Annotated in this window: 11 protein-coding genes; 1 reads left to right on the top strand and 10 read right to left on the bottom strand. The window is 63.7% G+C overall.

Annotated elements, in window-relative coordinates:
• Window positions 1-23: 23 nt before the first annotated feature.
• A complete protein-coding gene (locus JHL16_RS16570) occupies window positions 24-797 on the top strand; it encodes a sterol desaturase family protein (protein WP_246770954.1) in 774 nt (257 codons plus the stop codon).
• Between the two features lie 16 nt (window positions 798-813).
• Here JHL16_RS16570 and JHL16_RS16565 read toward each other — a convergent pair whose 3' ends face one another.
• From JHL16_RS16565 to gltB, 10 genes are all read right to left on the bottom strand, one after another.
• Window positions 814-1,710 carry an ROK family protein gene (locus JHL16_RS16565; protein ID WP_200185985.1) on the bottom strand — a complete coding sequence of 299 codons (897 nt, stop codon included), beginning with the start codon at window positions 1,708-1,710 and terminating at the stop codon, window positions 814-816.
• Between the two features lie 5 nt (window positions 1,711-1,715).
• Window positions 1,716-2,507: a 6-phosphogluconolactonase gene (locus tag JHL16_RS16560; protein WP_200185984.1), complete on the bottom strand. Its 792-nt coding sequence runs from the start codon at window positions 2,505-2,507 to the stop codon at window positions 1,716-1,718.
• 23 nt (window positions 2,508-2,530) lie between these two features.
• Window positions 2,531-3,310, bottom strand: a complete 780-nt coding sequence (locus tag JHL16_RS16555) for an ABC transporter permease (protein ID WP_200185983.1) — start codon at window positions 3,308-3,310, stop codon at window positions 2,531-2,533.
• Window positions 3,310-4,200 carry an ABC transporter permease gene (locus JHL16_RS16550; RefSeq protein WP_200185982.1) on the bottom strand — a complete coding sequence of 297 codons (891 nt, stop codon included), beginning with the start codon at window positions 4,198-4,200 and terminating at the stop codon, window positions 3,310-3,312. The genes JHL16_RS16555 and JHL16_RS16550 overlap by 1 nt, the downstream gene beginning before the upstream one ends.
• Window positions 4,178-5,281: an ABC transporter substrate-binding protein gene (locus JHL16_RS16545; protein ID WP_200185981.1), complete on the bottom strand. Its 1,104-nt coding sequence runs from the start codon at window positions 5,279-5,281 to the stop codon at window positions 4,178-4,180. The genes JHL16_RS16550 and JHL16_RS16545 overlap by 23 nt, the downstream gene beginning before the upstream one ends.
• A gap of 68 nt (window positions 5,282-5,349) precedes the next feature.
• Window positions 5,350-6,402: an ABC transporter ATP-binding protein gene (locus JHL16_RS16540; RefSeq protein WP_348647222.1), complete on the bottom strand. Its 1,053-nt coding sequence runs from the start codon at window positions 6,400-6,402 to the stop codon at window positions 5,350-5,352.
• Window positions 6,403-6,407: 5 nt separating this feature from the next.
• Window positions 6,408-7,667, bottom strand: a complete 1,260-nt coding sequence (locus JHL16_RS16535; protein ID WP_200185980.1) for an ROK family transcriptional regulator — start codon at window positions 7,665-7,667, stop codon at window positions 6,408-6,410.
• 111 nt (window positions 7,668-7,778) lie between these two features.
• Complete coding sequence (locus JHL16_RS16530) at window positions 7,779-9,197, bottom strand: glutamate synthase subunit beta (RefSeq protein ID WP_200185979.1); 1,419 nt, start codon at window positions 9,195-9,197, stop codon at window positions 7,779-7,781.
• Window positions 9,198-9,206: 9 nt separating this feature from the next.
• A complete protein-coding gene (locus JHL16_RS16525) occupies window positions 9,207-9,800 on the bottom strand; it encodes a glutathione S-transferase family protein (protein ID WP_200185978.1) in 594 nt (197 codons plus the stop codon).
• Complete coding sequence (gltB, locus tag JHL16_RS16520; protein ID WP_200185977.1) at window positions 9,800-14,479, bottom strand: glutamate synthase large subunit; 4,680 nt, start codon at window positions 14,477-14,479, stop codon at window positions 9,800-9,802. Before gltB ends, JHL16_RS16525 begins: the two co-directional genes overlap by 1 nt.
• Window positions 14,480-14,714: the final 235 nt, after the last annotated feature.

Here is a 14,714-nt window from a genome sequence, read left to right as displayed (position 1 = left end):
CGCCGCTCGAGCATTTCTTCGCTATGCACGAGGGCAAGAAGATTTTCAGGCCGGCCTGGAAGATCGATCTTTTCTACGCTGTGTGCAGCGCCCTCTTCACCAAGCTCGGTCTGGCGCTGGTGATCATCGGCACCATTTATCTCGCGTCACTGCTGGTGCCGTCGTCGCTTAGTGCGGCCGTCGCGGGATTGCCGCTATGGGTCCAGGTCGTGGTGGCCATCATATTGTCCGACCTGGGCTTCTATGCGGTGCACCGGCTGTTCCATAAGATCCCGTGGCTATGGAAATTCCACGCGATCCATCACAGTATCGAAACCCTGGACTGGCTGGCAGGTCACCGCGTTCATCCGGTAGATCAGATTCTGACCAAGGGCGCATCATTGGTGCCGGTCTTTGCGCTCGGCTTCTCCGATTCGGCGATTGTGATCTACAGCATGATCTATGTCTGGCAATCGCTGCTGCTGCATTCGAATGTCAGCGTCAATCTGGGGCCGCTTCGTTACGTCCTGGCATTGCCGCAGTTTCATCACTGGCATCATGCCGACCATCCGGAAGCGCATGACAAGAACTTTGCCGGGCAGCTGGCTTTCCTCGACTTTATTTTCGGCACGCATCACTTGCCGGGGCGGACTCTTCCGGAACGTTATGGCACATCGACGCCGGTCCCGTCTGATTATACGGGTCAGCTGCTCTTTCCTTTCAAGACGGATCAATCCGAACAACCGATCACGGAGTCGCTCGGTCATGCGGATGTCGGGCCGATAGTTGGCGATCTCGACCGGATGACCGTTCGGTGAGTCCGGCCCTTTCCCATCATTTTGCCTGATAGCCGAGCCATGCGGCGCCGATAAGTCCGGCATCGGCGCCGAGCGCGGCAGGCAGTATCGGCGTGTCGCGATTGGCGTCGGTCCAGAGCCTGCCCCGGATGGCGGGCTCCACGCGGTCACACAGGAATCCCTCCGAAAGTCCGAGCCCGCCGCCGATGACCAGAGCGCCGGGATCGATCATGTCGATCATCTGGGCAAGCCTGTCGCCCAGAAGCTCGATGGCATCGGACAACACGCGTCTGGCAATCGGGTCTGCGGACTCCCGGGCGAGAACATCTTCAGCGCTGCTGCCGGTCCGGCCGGACAGGCGGTCATATCTCTCCGCCAGGCCCTTGCCTGAGGCAAACTCCTCGACGATGGCATCGGTGCCTGCCGCATCATTTCCGGGCCAATAGCTGAGGGTGCTGCCAAAATGGATGGCGAAGCCCCGCGCGCCGCGATAGGGCACGCCGGCGATCATCAGGCAGTAGCTCAAGCCGGTGCTGATCGTGACATAAGCGAAATTGGCGAAAGGCCGCCCGGCGCCGAAATGCGCCTCCGCCGCCGCTGCGGCGCGCGCATCCGACTCGAAACAGGCCGGTGCGATGGCCGAGAGATGGGTCAGCAGAGGTCGGCCGTCCTCCGGCAGATAGGAGCTGCTGCGCAGCCTGCCCGTGACGTCGACGAGTTCCGGCATGCCGAGGCCGATGGCGGCGATCGGAGTTCCGGCCGCATCGTCGCGAAGGCCGGCGACCAGTCGCCTGACATCGGCTTCGATGATCTCCGGTGGCCGATGCGCCAGCGTCGGAATGATCCGCTTCGCCAGGACGGTGCCGGTCGAAATGTCGACCAGGCCGGCGGCGATCTTGGTGCCGCCGAAATCTATCCCGATGCAGGTCGCCACGGAGATCAGGCTCCGGCGCCGGCTGCCGGGCGATCGGCATAGACGCGGGGCCCGGCGCAGTCCCAGATGACGGTCGACGGCCAGTTCGGATCATAGGCGTCGGCGGCCATGATCCGCCTGACCGCGGTCTGCTTGTCGTCGCCGATGAGCACCAGAACAGCGGCGCGCGACAGATCGGCGATGGTCGCGATGCCGACCGACACGCCATATTCGGGGACTTGGCTGGCCGATCCGAAGGCGGGATCGGTCACCACATTGTCCTGGCGCGTCGCGTCGGCGAGGCGGATCACCCGTGAGATGCTGTCACGCGGTGAGCCCAGTGGGTTGAAGGCGACATGGCCGTCGGAGGCGCCGCTCGCCAGCAGGAACAGGTCGATGCCGCCGGCTTGCCTGAGGCGGGTATCGAAGGCGGCCGGATCGAGCGGATCGGGGAACCAGATGTTCTCGGCACGGAGGTGAAACGCTTCGGCGAGGCCCGAATTGATCGGCTGACGCAGTTCATATTCGGCGAAATGGAGACAGGTCGTGGGATCCGTCGCGGACAGGAATGCGAACCGGCCGGCGGCATCACGCGTCACATAGTCGTCCATCATCACGATGACGAGCCGGGAGAGATCGGCTTTTTGCTCGGCCGCCAGGCGGGCGAAGGCTTCATAGGTCGATCTCAGGCTGCGGCCGGCCGGGCAGCCGAGCAGGAAAAGCGCATCGCCCTTGGCGGCGATCGCCGCCAGTATTTCCCCGGCGAGCTGCTCGCCAAGATCGCGGGCTGTTTCGAACACATGCAACTTTGCGGGCAAGCGGGTAGTCCTTCCTTAAATGCTCAGCCCCTGAACCTGGTCAGGCGCATGGCGATGAGTGTGCCGCCCAGGGTCACGGCGAGCAGCAGGGTGCCGAGCGCGTTGGTCGCGGGCGTGAGATTGGTGCGGATCATCGACCAGACCAGCGTCGGCAAGGTCGCCGCGCCACTGCCGGTGAAGAAGGTGATGATCAGGTCGTCGATCGACAGCGACAATGCGATCAGCGCGGCGCCGATGAGGGTCGGGGTGAGGATCGGCAAGGTGACGGTCCAGAAGGCGCGCATCGGCGAGGCGCCGAGATCGCGCGCACTCTCGATGACCGAGAGGTCGAAGGTGCGCAGGCGCGAGAAGATGATCATCACGACGAAGGGCAAGGTGAAGAGCAGATGGCTCAATATGACCGTGAAGAGCCCGAGCTTGAGGCCGATGGCGATGAAGAACGACAGAAGCGAGACCGCCAGGACGAGAGCCGGCAGCAACAAGGGCAGACCCAGCAGAAAGGTGACGAATGCCGCGGCGCGCTCGCTGAGCTTCATCATGCCGAGCGCCGTCACCGTGCCGACGGTCGTCGAGATGGCGGAGACGGAGAGGCCGATGATCGCGCTGTTCCGCAAGGCTTCGTAGAATTCGGGCTTGGCGAAGAGAGCCTGCCACCAGCGCAGCGACAGCGACGGAATGGGGAAGGCGGCAATGTCGCCGCCGGTGAAGGAGAACAATACGACGAGCACGAGCGGCGCCGTCATGAAGACGACGAAGATCAGACCCGTCAGCTGCCAGAAGAATGTACGGCTCGGGCTTTCCATCAGCGAGGCCTCCACAGGCGCAGGAGCAGGCCGGCGGTGATCAGCACCAGGGCCGAGGCGAACAGCATGACGAAGGACAAGGCGGCGCCGAGCGGCGCGTTGAAGGCCTGGCCGAACTGGCTTTCGATGATGCGGCCGAACATGCTGATCGTGCCGCCGACGATCGCCGGGGTGACATAGTCGCCGACCGCGGCGAGGAAACAGAGCGAGAAGGCCGCGAGAATGCCGGTCTGGCAGCGCGGCACGAGAATGTCGCTGACGACCCGCCAGCCGGACGCGCCGAGATCGCGCGCCGATTCGATTTCCGCCTCTTCGACGCCGCGCAGCGAGGAGAAGATCGGCAGCACGGCGAAAGGCAGAAGGAAATGAACCAGCGTCACCACCACGGCGCCGGGAGAATAGAACAGGGAGGTGATCGGCTGGTCGATGAGCCCGAGGCCGAGCAGCGCGGTATTGATGACGCCCTCATTACCGAGGATCGTCTTCCAGGCATAGACCTTCATCAGATAGCCGCCGAACAGGGTCAGTAGCGTGACGAGCAGCAGGAAGGGCGCCAGCCGCCCGGCGCGGAAGCGGATCACATAGGCCAGCAGGAAGCCGAGCACGGTCGTCGTCACGGCGGTGAGCAGCGCGAGCTTGAAGGTATAGAGGAGAACCGGAAGATGCTGGCCTAAAGCGCGGGCGTAGTTGGCGAAAGAGAAATCGGGAACGACGCGAAACGCCGCCACGCGCCAGAAGCTCAGCACGAAATAGTTCAGGGACGGCAAGATGAACAGCAGCGTGAAGATGATCGCCACCGGCGTCATCATCCACGCTACCGACCATTGCCCACGGATCCGCATCGCGCCGTCCCTGATCACCAGACCGTCAGGCCGCCTTGAAGCCTTCATAGGCTTCCTGCCAGTCGGTCCATGTCATGATGCCGTCATCTGTCTCGAGCGGCGGCATCTGGTAGAACTGCGCCTTGCTGCCGAAGTCGGCCAGATTGTCATAAGGATAGAACTTCAGCGCCGGATCGAGGGCCGCGATCGCATCGACATTGCAGATACCCTGCGCCGTCTCCTTGGCGAGCGCCAGCTGCGACTGGGTCTCGATCATTTCGTTGAGCACCTTATGCGCGGCGGCGGTGTTCTTGCTGGAGGCCGCCAGCGAGCAGACGTCGAGCCAGGCGAAGGTTCCTTCCTTGGGATAGGTGAACTCGACCACCTTGCCCTTGTCGGCTGCATATTTCTTGACGAATTCGCCGCCGTTGAAAGTTATGCTGATCTCGTTGCGCGCCAAAGCGTCGGCGAGCTCGCCGAAGCTGACCGCGATCTGGCGCAGATGTTCTTTCTTCAGCTTGATCAGGAAAGCGATCGCCTTGTCGAGCTGCGCGCGCGTCAGGCGCGTCGGCACTTCGGCATCGGTGACGAGCTTGGCCGCCAGCAGCAGATTGCCCAGTGGATCGTCCGACATGCCGACCTTGCCGGCATATTCGGGCTTCAGCACGTCGAACCAGCTTTCCGGCGCAGTCTTGATGACGGCCGGATCATAGACCATGGCGCCCGATCCCCAGGTGAAGGGGACCGCATAACGCTTGCCGTCGACCATGATGTTGCGGTCGTTGCGGAACAGCTCGGGCACTTTCTGCAGATTGGGCACCAGCGCATCGTCGATCGGCTGGATGAGGCCGGCGGCGGCGAGCAGCGGCACATAACCCATATAAGGCGTGATGAGATCGATGTCGTTGCCGCCGCTGGCGAGACGGGTGATGATCTCGTCATTGTTGTTCATCGCCGAAAAAGCGAGCTCGACATCCTGCGCCGCGAGATTGGATGTCGCCATGAGGCCGGTCTGGTAGCCGTCCCAGCCGAACATGGTCACCTTGGTCTTTTCGGCGGCGCGTGCAGGGCCGAACGAGCCGAGGGCAGCGGCGCCGCCCGCCATGACGGCCAGCATCTGCCGGCGTGACATGAATGCGACGTGGCGCATGCCGATTATTCCTTCATTGCTCACTGTGAATTCCTCCAGTTGTCTCGATGGTTGATTGATGCCGCGGGCTACGTGTCGAGCAGCACTTGCGCGTCATGCGCCCAGCCGACGGTGATTTCCTCGCCGGGAGCGGGAAGGTTGCGGCGATCGGCGGTGTCGGCGGCAGCCACCAGCCGGCCGCCATCGGCAAGGCCGATCTCGTAGCGCAGATGCGAGCCCAGATAGACCCGGTCGCGCACCCGTCCGCGCAGCGTGAGGCCAGCCGCGCCGGGAGAGGGCGCGATCTTGATCACTTCGGGCCGGACCGCGATCGCGATATCGCCGTCCGCGCCTCTGCTGGTAAAGCTTCCGCCCGCCGCCAGCGTCACATGGCCGGCGCGCCGTGTGGCCGCAAGCACATTGGCCTCGCCGAGAAATGTCGCGACGAAACGGCTCTTCGGTCGCTGATAGATTTCTTCGGGCGAACCGATCTGGACGAGATGGCCCTCATTCATCACGGCGATCCGCGTCGCGAGGCTCAAGGCCTCGCTCTGGTCGTGGGTGACGAAGACGAAGGTGCCGCCGATCTCGCGATGGATGCGGCGCAATTCTTCCTGCATGGTCTGGCGCAGTTTCAGATCGAGCGCCGCCAGGGGCTCATCGAGCAGCAGCACTTTCGGCCGCATGACGAGCGCGCGGGCCAGAGCGACGCGCTGGCGCTGGCCGCCCGAAAGCTTGTCGATCGGGCGATCGAGATATTCCTGCAATCTGACCAGCGCGGCGATATGCTCGACCTCGCGCGCGATATCGGGACGGCCGCGGCCGGCGATGCGCAGGCCATAGCCGATATTCTGCCGGACATTCAGATGCGGAAAAAGGCCATAGCCCTGGAAGACTGTATTGCTCGGCCGTTTCTCCGGTCCGAGCGCCGTCACATCCTGGCCGTCGATGAGGATACGGCCCGACGTCGGCCGCTGGAAGCCACCGATGGCGCGCAGCAAGGTCGTCTTGCCGCAGCCCGAGGGACCGAGGATCGCCAGGAAATCGCCATGTCCGATGGTCAGATCCAAAGGACGCAACGCATGAAACGTGCCGTAGGAAACAGAAACGCCTTCCAGGCGGACAAGCCCGTTCTCACTCACGATCTTCACAACTCCAATGCAGGTTTGCCGGCACGCGCCGGGTGAGGACCGGGGTCCGGCAGCGGGAAGGGACCGCTCGTCGGTATCGCGAAGACCGACTCCTGCAGCTGCGCCAGGCCGGTCGCCAAAGCGCCGATCAATGTGGCGCGATTGCCGAGCGCGCTGGCGGCGATGTGTGGCGGCTGCTCGGAGCCCGCCTTCACGTAAGCGGTGGCGCGCTCGACCAGCTCGGGCTGGATGCCGATGCTGCCGCCGAGCACGATCATGTCGGGATCGATGATCGCGGTGAGCGACAGGAGGCCGAAGGCGAAGAGCCTGGCGGTTTCGTCGATGGTGCGTTCGGCGACCGCATCGCCTTTGCGCAGGGCGGCGAAGATTTCATCGACGGAGCGGGCGGCCCGATCGCCGAGCTGGTCGCCGCCCAGGCGGCGGTAACGCGCCATGATGCCCCGGCTGCCGATGGCGCGCTCGAAGGCGCCCTCGCCAAGGATGTTTTCGTCGAAAGGATCATTCTCGATGGGCAGGAAGCAGATTTCGCCGGCAGCGCCGCGGCGGCCGCGGATGAGCTTGCCATTGATCATCAGGCCGAGGCCGATGCCGGTGCCGAGGGCGGCGAAAGCGAGACTGTCGGCGCCGCGCCCACGCCCCTGCCAGTGCTCGCCCAGGACCGCGAGATTGACGTCGTTCTCCGCCGTCGTCGGCGCGCCGAGCAGCGTCCTGAGCGAGCCCGCTATGTCGGTTCCGGTCAGATCGGGAATTGAGGGCGAGTGATTGAGCCGGCCGCTGCGCGGATCGATGATGCCGGGGCAGCCGATGACGGCGCGCTGGATCTTCGAGCGATCGATGCCGGTCTCGGCGATGAGGCGGTCGACCTCGCCGGCGATCTGCCGCAATGCGGTAATGCCGCCCGCCGGATCGGTGGCGGCGGTCGTCTCGGCGACGACATGGGAGCTCAGATCGGCAAGGGCGATCCGGCATTTTTTGCCGCCCAGATCGATGCCGATGACATAGGCGGCCGAGGGCACGATCTGATAGGTGACGCCGGTGCGGCCGATATTGCCCTGGGTGCGGCCGACCTGGCCGATCCAGCCGGCATCCTCGAGCTGGCGGGCGACTTCCGATACGGCCTGCTTGGACAACCCGGTCCGCCGGGAAATCTCGGCCCTAGTAATCGGACCCGCGGTGACGATCATTTCGACGACGGTGCGCAGGCTGAACAGCCTGGGCAGTCCGGTGGCGGAGGCGGTCGACGGCACGGCGTCCATGATCTGCAGCGTATCACTAATTAGTTCACTCTGGTGACGAACTAATTAGGCGGAGCCAGAGTGGGCTGTCAAGCCGGGGCTTGTCCCGCTCTGGTTGTGGCGTCGGTTGGTCTATCGCGGCAGTTCCGACTCGCCCATCAGGAATTCGTCGATGGCGCGCGCCGCCTGGCGGCCTTCGCGGATCGCCCAGACCACCAGGGACTGGCCCTTGCGGATGTCGCCGGCGGCGAAGACCTTGGCAACCGAGGTGCGATAGTCGTCGGTATTGGCTTTGACATTGCCGCGCTTGTCGCGTTCGAAGGATGTCTCCTTCAGGAGGCCTTCCTCTTCCGGCCCCGAGAAACCGATGGCGATCAGCACGAGATCGGCCTTGATGATGAATTCGGTGCCGGGCAGCGGCTCGCGCTTTTGATTCACGCGGGCGCACTTCACGCCGGTCACCTTGCCCTTTTCGCCGACGATGGCGAGCGTGGCGCAGGAGAATTCACGCGCCGCGCCCTCGGCCTGCGAGGAGGAGGTGCGGAACTTGGTCGGCCAATAGGGCCATACCAGCATCTTGTCTTCCTGCTCGGGCGGGACCGGGCGGATATCGAGCTGCGTCACCGAGAGCGCGCCTTGCCGGAAGGAGGTGCCGACGCAGTCCGACGCCGTGTCGCCGCCGCCGATGACGACGACGTGCTTGCCGGTGGCGACGAGTGGCGCCTCACTCGAAACATCCTCGCCGCCGACGCGCCGGTTGCTCTGGATGAGGAAAGGCATGGCGTAATGGGCGCCCGCCATCTCCAGGCCGGGCAGGCCCGGATCGCGCGGCTTCTCGGCGCCGCCGGCCAGGAGCACGGCGTCATAGGCATCGGTGAGCGAGCGGAACGGACGCGTGACACCGATATCGACATTGTAATGGAAGGTGACGCCTTCGGCTTCCATCTGCTCGACGCGGCGGTCGATCGGATGCTTCTCCATCTTGAAGTCGGGAATGCCGTAGCGCAGCAGGCCGCCGGCCTTGGCATAACGTTCGAAGACATGCACCTCATGGCCGGCGCGGGCGAGCTGCTGGGCGGCGGCGAGGCCGGCCGAGCCCGATCCCACGATGGCCACACGCTTGCCGGTCTTCTCTTCGGCGGGCTCAGGCTTGATCCAGCCTTCCGACCACGCCTTGTCGGCGATCGCCTGCTCGATCGTCTTGATCGTCACCGGGACGTTTTCGAGATTGAGCGTGCAGGCTTCCTCGCACGGCGCCGGGCAGATGCGGCCGGTGAATTCCGGGAAGTTGTTGGTCGAATGGAGATTGACCAGCGCCTCGCGCCAGCTGCCCTGATAGACGAGATCGTTCCAGTCGGGGATCTGGTTGTTCACCGGGCAGCCGGTGTGACAATAGGGGATGCCGCAATCCATGCAGCGCGCCGCCTGCTTCTGCGTGTCGCGGTCATCGAGCGGAATGGTGAATTCGCGGAAATGGCGCACCCGGTCGGAGGCCGGTGCGTATTTCTGCTCCTGCCGGTCGATTTCCAGAAAGCCGGTGATCTTCCCCATCGTCTTCTCCTAGTTTCCTGCCGGCGGGAGTCCGAGCGCCATTTCGGCGCGCATGATCCAGGCCTTCACATCGGGCCGTGCGTTGAGATCGAAGCCGCCCTCATGGGCGAGCCGCGTATAAGCAAGGAGGGCGATGTCGGCGACCGACAGGCTGTCGCCCACGAACCACATCCGGCCCTTGATCAGCCGCTGCATCAAATCGAGCGCCTTCTCGCCACGCTCGACGCGCCAGGCCTCGCGCTCGTCCTTGCTGCGGCCGAGATAGACCATGTGATAGCGGCTCGTCGCCACATAGGGCTCGTGGCTGTATTGCTCCCAGAACAACAATTCGTCGATCTTCGCCTGGGTGAAAGTGTCGTCCGGGAGCAGGCTCGTCCCCTGCGCCAGATAGCGGATGATGGCGTTCGACTGCGCCAGGCAGCGACCGTCATCGAGCTCGATCATCGGCACCTGGCCCATCGGGCTTTTGCGCAGATAGGCGTCGGTGCGGCTCTCCCCCTTGGTGATGTCGATATCGATCCATTGATAAGGGATCTGCAGGAAGTCGGCCGTGAAGCTGATCTTCTGGCAGTTGCCGGAATTTCTGTCGCCATAGACCTTCATCACGCTCTCCGCTGCATGCCGATGGTCATGCCGTCGCTGGTCTCCTGCGCCTTTTCGAGCTCACGCAGAGCCCGGGCATATTCGACGGGCATCACCTTCACGAATTTCGGCAGGTAGTCGCCCCAATGGTCGATGATCTCACGCGCCCGGTTCGAGTTCGTATATTTCAGATGACGGCCCAAGAGATGCCAGATGCGCTCGGCGTCATGGCGGTCCATATGTGCCGTCACATCGACGAGACCGTGATGCTCGAGGTCGCCGCCATGATGATGGAGGCGCTCGATCGATTCCTCTTCAGCCGGCACTGGTGCCAGATCGACCATGGCCAGGTTGCAGCGCTGGGCGAAGTCGCCCTTTTCATCGAGCACATAGGCGACACCACCCGACATGCCGGCGGCGAAGTTGCGGCCGGTCTCGCCGATGACCAGCACGACGCCGCCGGTCATATATTCACAGCCATGGTCGCCGACGCCTTCGACAACGGCGATGGCGCCGGAATTCCTCACCGCGAAGCGCTCGCCGGCGACACCCCGGAAGTAGCATTCGCCGCCGATGGCGCCGTAGAGCACGGTGTTGCCGGCGATGATCGACTTCTCCGGCGCGAAACCGATCTTGTCATGCGGCTTGACGATGAGCTTGCCGCCGGAAATGCCCTTGCCGACATAGTCGTTCGCTTCACCGGTGAGCTCCAGCGTCACGCCATGGGCGAGGAAGGCGCCGAAGCTCTGGCCGGCAATGCCGGTGAGGCCGACACGGATCGTATCCTCGGGCAGGCCCTGATGACCATAGCGCTTGGCCACTTCACCCGACAGCATGGCGCCAATGGTGCGATGGACATTGGTGACCTTGGCTGCGATCTCGACCGGCGTGCCGGTGGTGAGGGCTGCTTGCGCCTGCTCGATCAGATAGGTGTCGAGCGCGTCGGAGAGATCGTGCTTGGGCGGCTCGTCGCGGCGGATCGAAACCTTGCCGATCGTCTGCGGCTTCTCGAAGATGCGGCTGAAGTCGAGACCCTTCGCCTTCCAGTGGTCGATCGCCGCGAGCTTGTCGAGATATTCGCTCATGCCGACGAGATCGTCGAAGCGGCGGATACCCATTTGCGCCATCAACTCGCGCACTTCCTCGGCGACGAAGAAGAAATAGTTGATGACATGCTCAGGCTCGCCCTTGAAGCGCTTGCGCAGCACCGGATCCTGGGTGGCGACGCCGACCGGACAGGTGTTGAGATGGCACTTGCGCATCATGATGCAGCCGGCGGCGATGAGCGGCGCCGTCGAGAAGCCCATTTCATCGGCGCCGAGCAGAGCAGCGACGATCACGTCGCGGCCGGTGCGGATGCCGCCATCGGCCTGGACGATGATGCGGCCGCGCAGGCGGTTGGTGACCAGCGTCTGCTGGGTCTCGGCGAGGCCGATCTCCCAGGGGCTGCCGGCATGTTTGATCGAGGTGAGCGGCGAAGCGCCGGTGCCGCCTTCGAAGCCCGAGATGGTGACGTGATCGGCGCGCGCCTTGGCGACGCCGGCGGCCACCGTGCCCACGCCCACTTCGGAGACGAGCTTGACCGAGATCGAGGCGGAAGGATTGGTGTTGCGCAGGTCAAAGATGAGCTGGGCCAGGTCCTCGATCGAATAGATGTCGTGATGCGGCGGCGGCGAGATCAGGCCGACGCCCGGCGTCGAATAACGCACCCGCGCAATGGTCGCATCGACCTTGTGGCCGGGCAACTGACCGCCTTCGCCGGGCTTCGCACCCTGCGCCATCTTGATCTGGATCTGATCGGCATTGACCAGATATTCGGTGGTGACGCCGAAGCGGCCGGAGGCGACCTGCTTGATCGCCGAGCGCATCGAGTCGCCATTGGGCAGCGGCTTGAAGCGATCCGGCTCCTCGCCGCCTTCGCCCGTATTGGAGCGTCCACCGATGCGGTTCATCGCAATGGCGAGCGTCGTATGCGCCTCGCGGCTCAACGAGCCATAGGACATGGCGCCGGTCGCGAATCGCTTGACGATGTCCTTGGCCGGCTCGACATCATCGATGGAAATTGGCTTCCGGCCGATCTCTTCCGCCGATCTGATGCGGAAGAGGCCCCGCGGCGTCATGAAATGTTCGTTCTGGTTGTTCACCATCTTGGCGAAGTCGCGATAGGTCTCGTCTGACTCGCCGCGCACCGCATGCTGCAGCTTGGCGACCGATTCCGGCGTCCACACATGCTGCTCGCCGCGGATGCGGTAGAGATATTCGCCGCCCACTTCGAGCGACGAGGTGAGGACCGGGCTTTCGCCGAAGGCCGCGGCATGGCGGGCGAAGGCTTCGGCCGCGATTTCGTCGAGACCGACACCTTCGATCTGGCTCGCGGTACCGGTGAAGTAATGCCGGATGAATTCGCTCGACAGACCGATGGCGTCGAAGATCTGGGCGCCGCAATAGGACTGGTAGGTCGAGATGCCCATCTTGGACATGACCTTCAGGATGCCCTTGTCGACCGCCTTGATGTAACGCTTGGCGGCTTCCTCGCGCGTGATCTTCTCGTCGAGCGAGGCGATCATGTCTTCCAGCGTCTCGAAAGCGAGATAGGGGTTGATCGCTTCGGCGCCATAACCGGCGAGAGTGCAATATTGATGCACTTCGCGGGGCTCGCCCGATTCGACCACGAGACCGACCGAGGTGCGCAGGCCCCGGCGGATCAGGTGATGGTGCGTGGCGGAAGTGGCGAGCAGCGCCGGGATCGGCACGCGCTCGGCCGAGACCGCGCGGTCCGACAGGATGATGATATTGTAGCCGTCGCGCACCGCGCGTTCGGCGCCGGCGCAGATCGCCTCGAGCGCCGCTTCCATATATTCGGGGCCGTTCGCGACATCGTAGGTGACGTCGATGGTCACGGTGCGGAAGGGATTGTCCTTGACCACGCCGATGGTGCGGATGCGCTCGAGCTCCTCATTGGTGAGGATGGGCTGCGGCACTTCCAGACGCATATGGGTCGAGGTGCCCTTGAGATCGAGCAGATTGGGCCGGGGTCCGATGAACGACACCAGCGACATGACCAGCTCTTCGCGGATCGGGTCGATCGGCGGGTTGGTGACCTGCGCGAAGTTCTGCTTGAAATAGGTGTCGAGCAGCTTGGGCTTGTCGGACAGCGCCGAGATCGGCGTGTCGTTGCCCATCGAGCCCACGGCTTCCTGGCCGGTCTGTGCCATCGGCGCCATCAGGAGCTTCAGATCCTCCTGGCTATAACCGAAGGCCTGCTGGCGATCGAGCAGGGGAACCGCGATCTTCGGCCGCTTGGTCTTGGCGGCCGGCATTTCGCGCAGAACAACCTGGGTGCGCTTCAGCCAGTCCTTGTAGGGATGCTGGGTCGAGAGCGTCTTCTTCAGCTCGTCGTCGGAAATGATGCGCTTCTGCTCGAGGTCGATGAGCAGCATCTTGCCGGGCTGCAGCCGCCACTTCTGGACGATCTTCTCTTCGGCAAACTGGAGACAGCCCATTTCGGAGGCGAGCAGCACGAAGCCGTCATCCGACACCATGTAGCGCGAGGGCCTCAGGCCGTTGCGGTCGAGGGTGGCGCCAATGAGGCGGCCGTCGGTGAAGACCATGGCGGCGGGGCCGTCCCACGGCTCCATCAAGGCGGCATGATATTCATAGAAAGCGCGGCGGTCCTCATCCATCAGCGGATTGCCGGCCCAGGCTTCCGGAATGAGCATCATCATCGCATGCGGCAGCGAATAGCCGCCCATGAAGAGCAGCTCGAGCGCATTGTCGAAGCAGGCCGAGTCGGACTGACCCTCATAGGAGATCGGCCAGAGCTTCTCGAGATCGCGGCCGAGCATGTCCGACTTCATATTGGCCTGGCGGGCGGCCATCCAATTGTAGTTGCCTCTGAGCGTGTTGATCTCGCCATTGTGGCAGATGAAGCGATAGGGATGCGCCAACGGCCAGGACGGGAAGGTGTTGGTCGAGAAGCGCTGATGCACCATCGCGAGCGACGAGGTGACGCGCTCATCGGTGAGATCCTTGTAATAGAGGCCGAGATCCTTGCCGAGGACGAGGCCCTTATAGACGACGGTGCGGCTCGACACCGAGACCGGATAATAAGCGCGGCCCTTGGTGCCCAGCACTTCGAGGACGCGGTTCGACACCACCTTGCGGCAGACGAAAAGCTTGCGCTCGAAATGCGCCTCATCGCGAATGGTGGGACCGCGGCTGATGAAGAGCTGACGGTGGAAGGGCTCGGTCGGCTTGACGCTGTGACCCAGAACTGTTTCATCGACCGGCACGTCGCGCCAGCCCAGAACCTTGAGGCCTTCCTCGCGCGCGGTTTCCCACCAGATGCGTTCGATGTCCTGGCGGTAGACGGGCTCGCGCGGCATGAAGAGCTGCGCCACCGCATAATGCTGCGGCTCGGGCAGCAGGAAGCCCAGGCGCTTGGCCTCGGCCAGGAAGAAATCATGCGGAATCTGGAGCAGGATGCCGGCGCCGTCGCCGGCCTTGGGGTCGGCGCCGACCGCGCCCCTGTGCTCGAGATTGCGCAGGATGCTCAGACCATCGGCGATGATCTTGTGGCTCTTGATATTATGGATATTGGCGATGAGGCCGATGCCGCAGGCATCATGCTCGTGACGCGGATCGTAAAGGCCATGCGCTTCCGGCAGGCCTTCGGGAAGGAGATGGGTCGCGTGCTTCATGGCCTCGAGCCTTTCACGTTTCCTGAACACTTTTATAAACCTCTGAGCCGGGCCGTGAACCCACCTCAAGAGTATGCTGGTCGTCTGGTGCTGGAGGTTTCGAGCTGTGGGGGCCTTCGCAGGCGTTCCCCGCGCAGCCTGACCTGGATCGAACCTCCGGCACCCTCTTGAGGGTCGTCCCGGAGCTTCAATCCTTTTTCGTTTTCGTCGTCTTAGCTCGGGGCGTGCGCAGGCG

The organism is Taklimakanibacter albus (assembly GCF_016595235.1).
GTDB lineage: Bacteria > Pseudomonadota > Alphaproteobacteria > Rhizobiales > Aestuariivirgaceae > Taklimakanibacter > Taklimakanibacter albus.
This window is presented reverse-complemented; position numbering and strand designations above follow the sequence as displayed.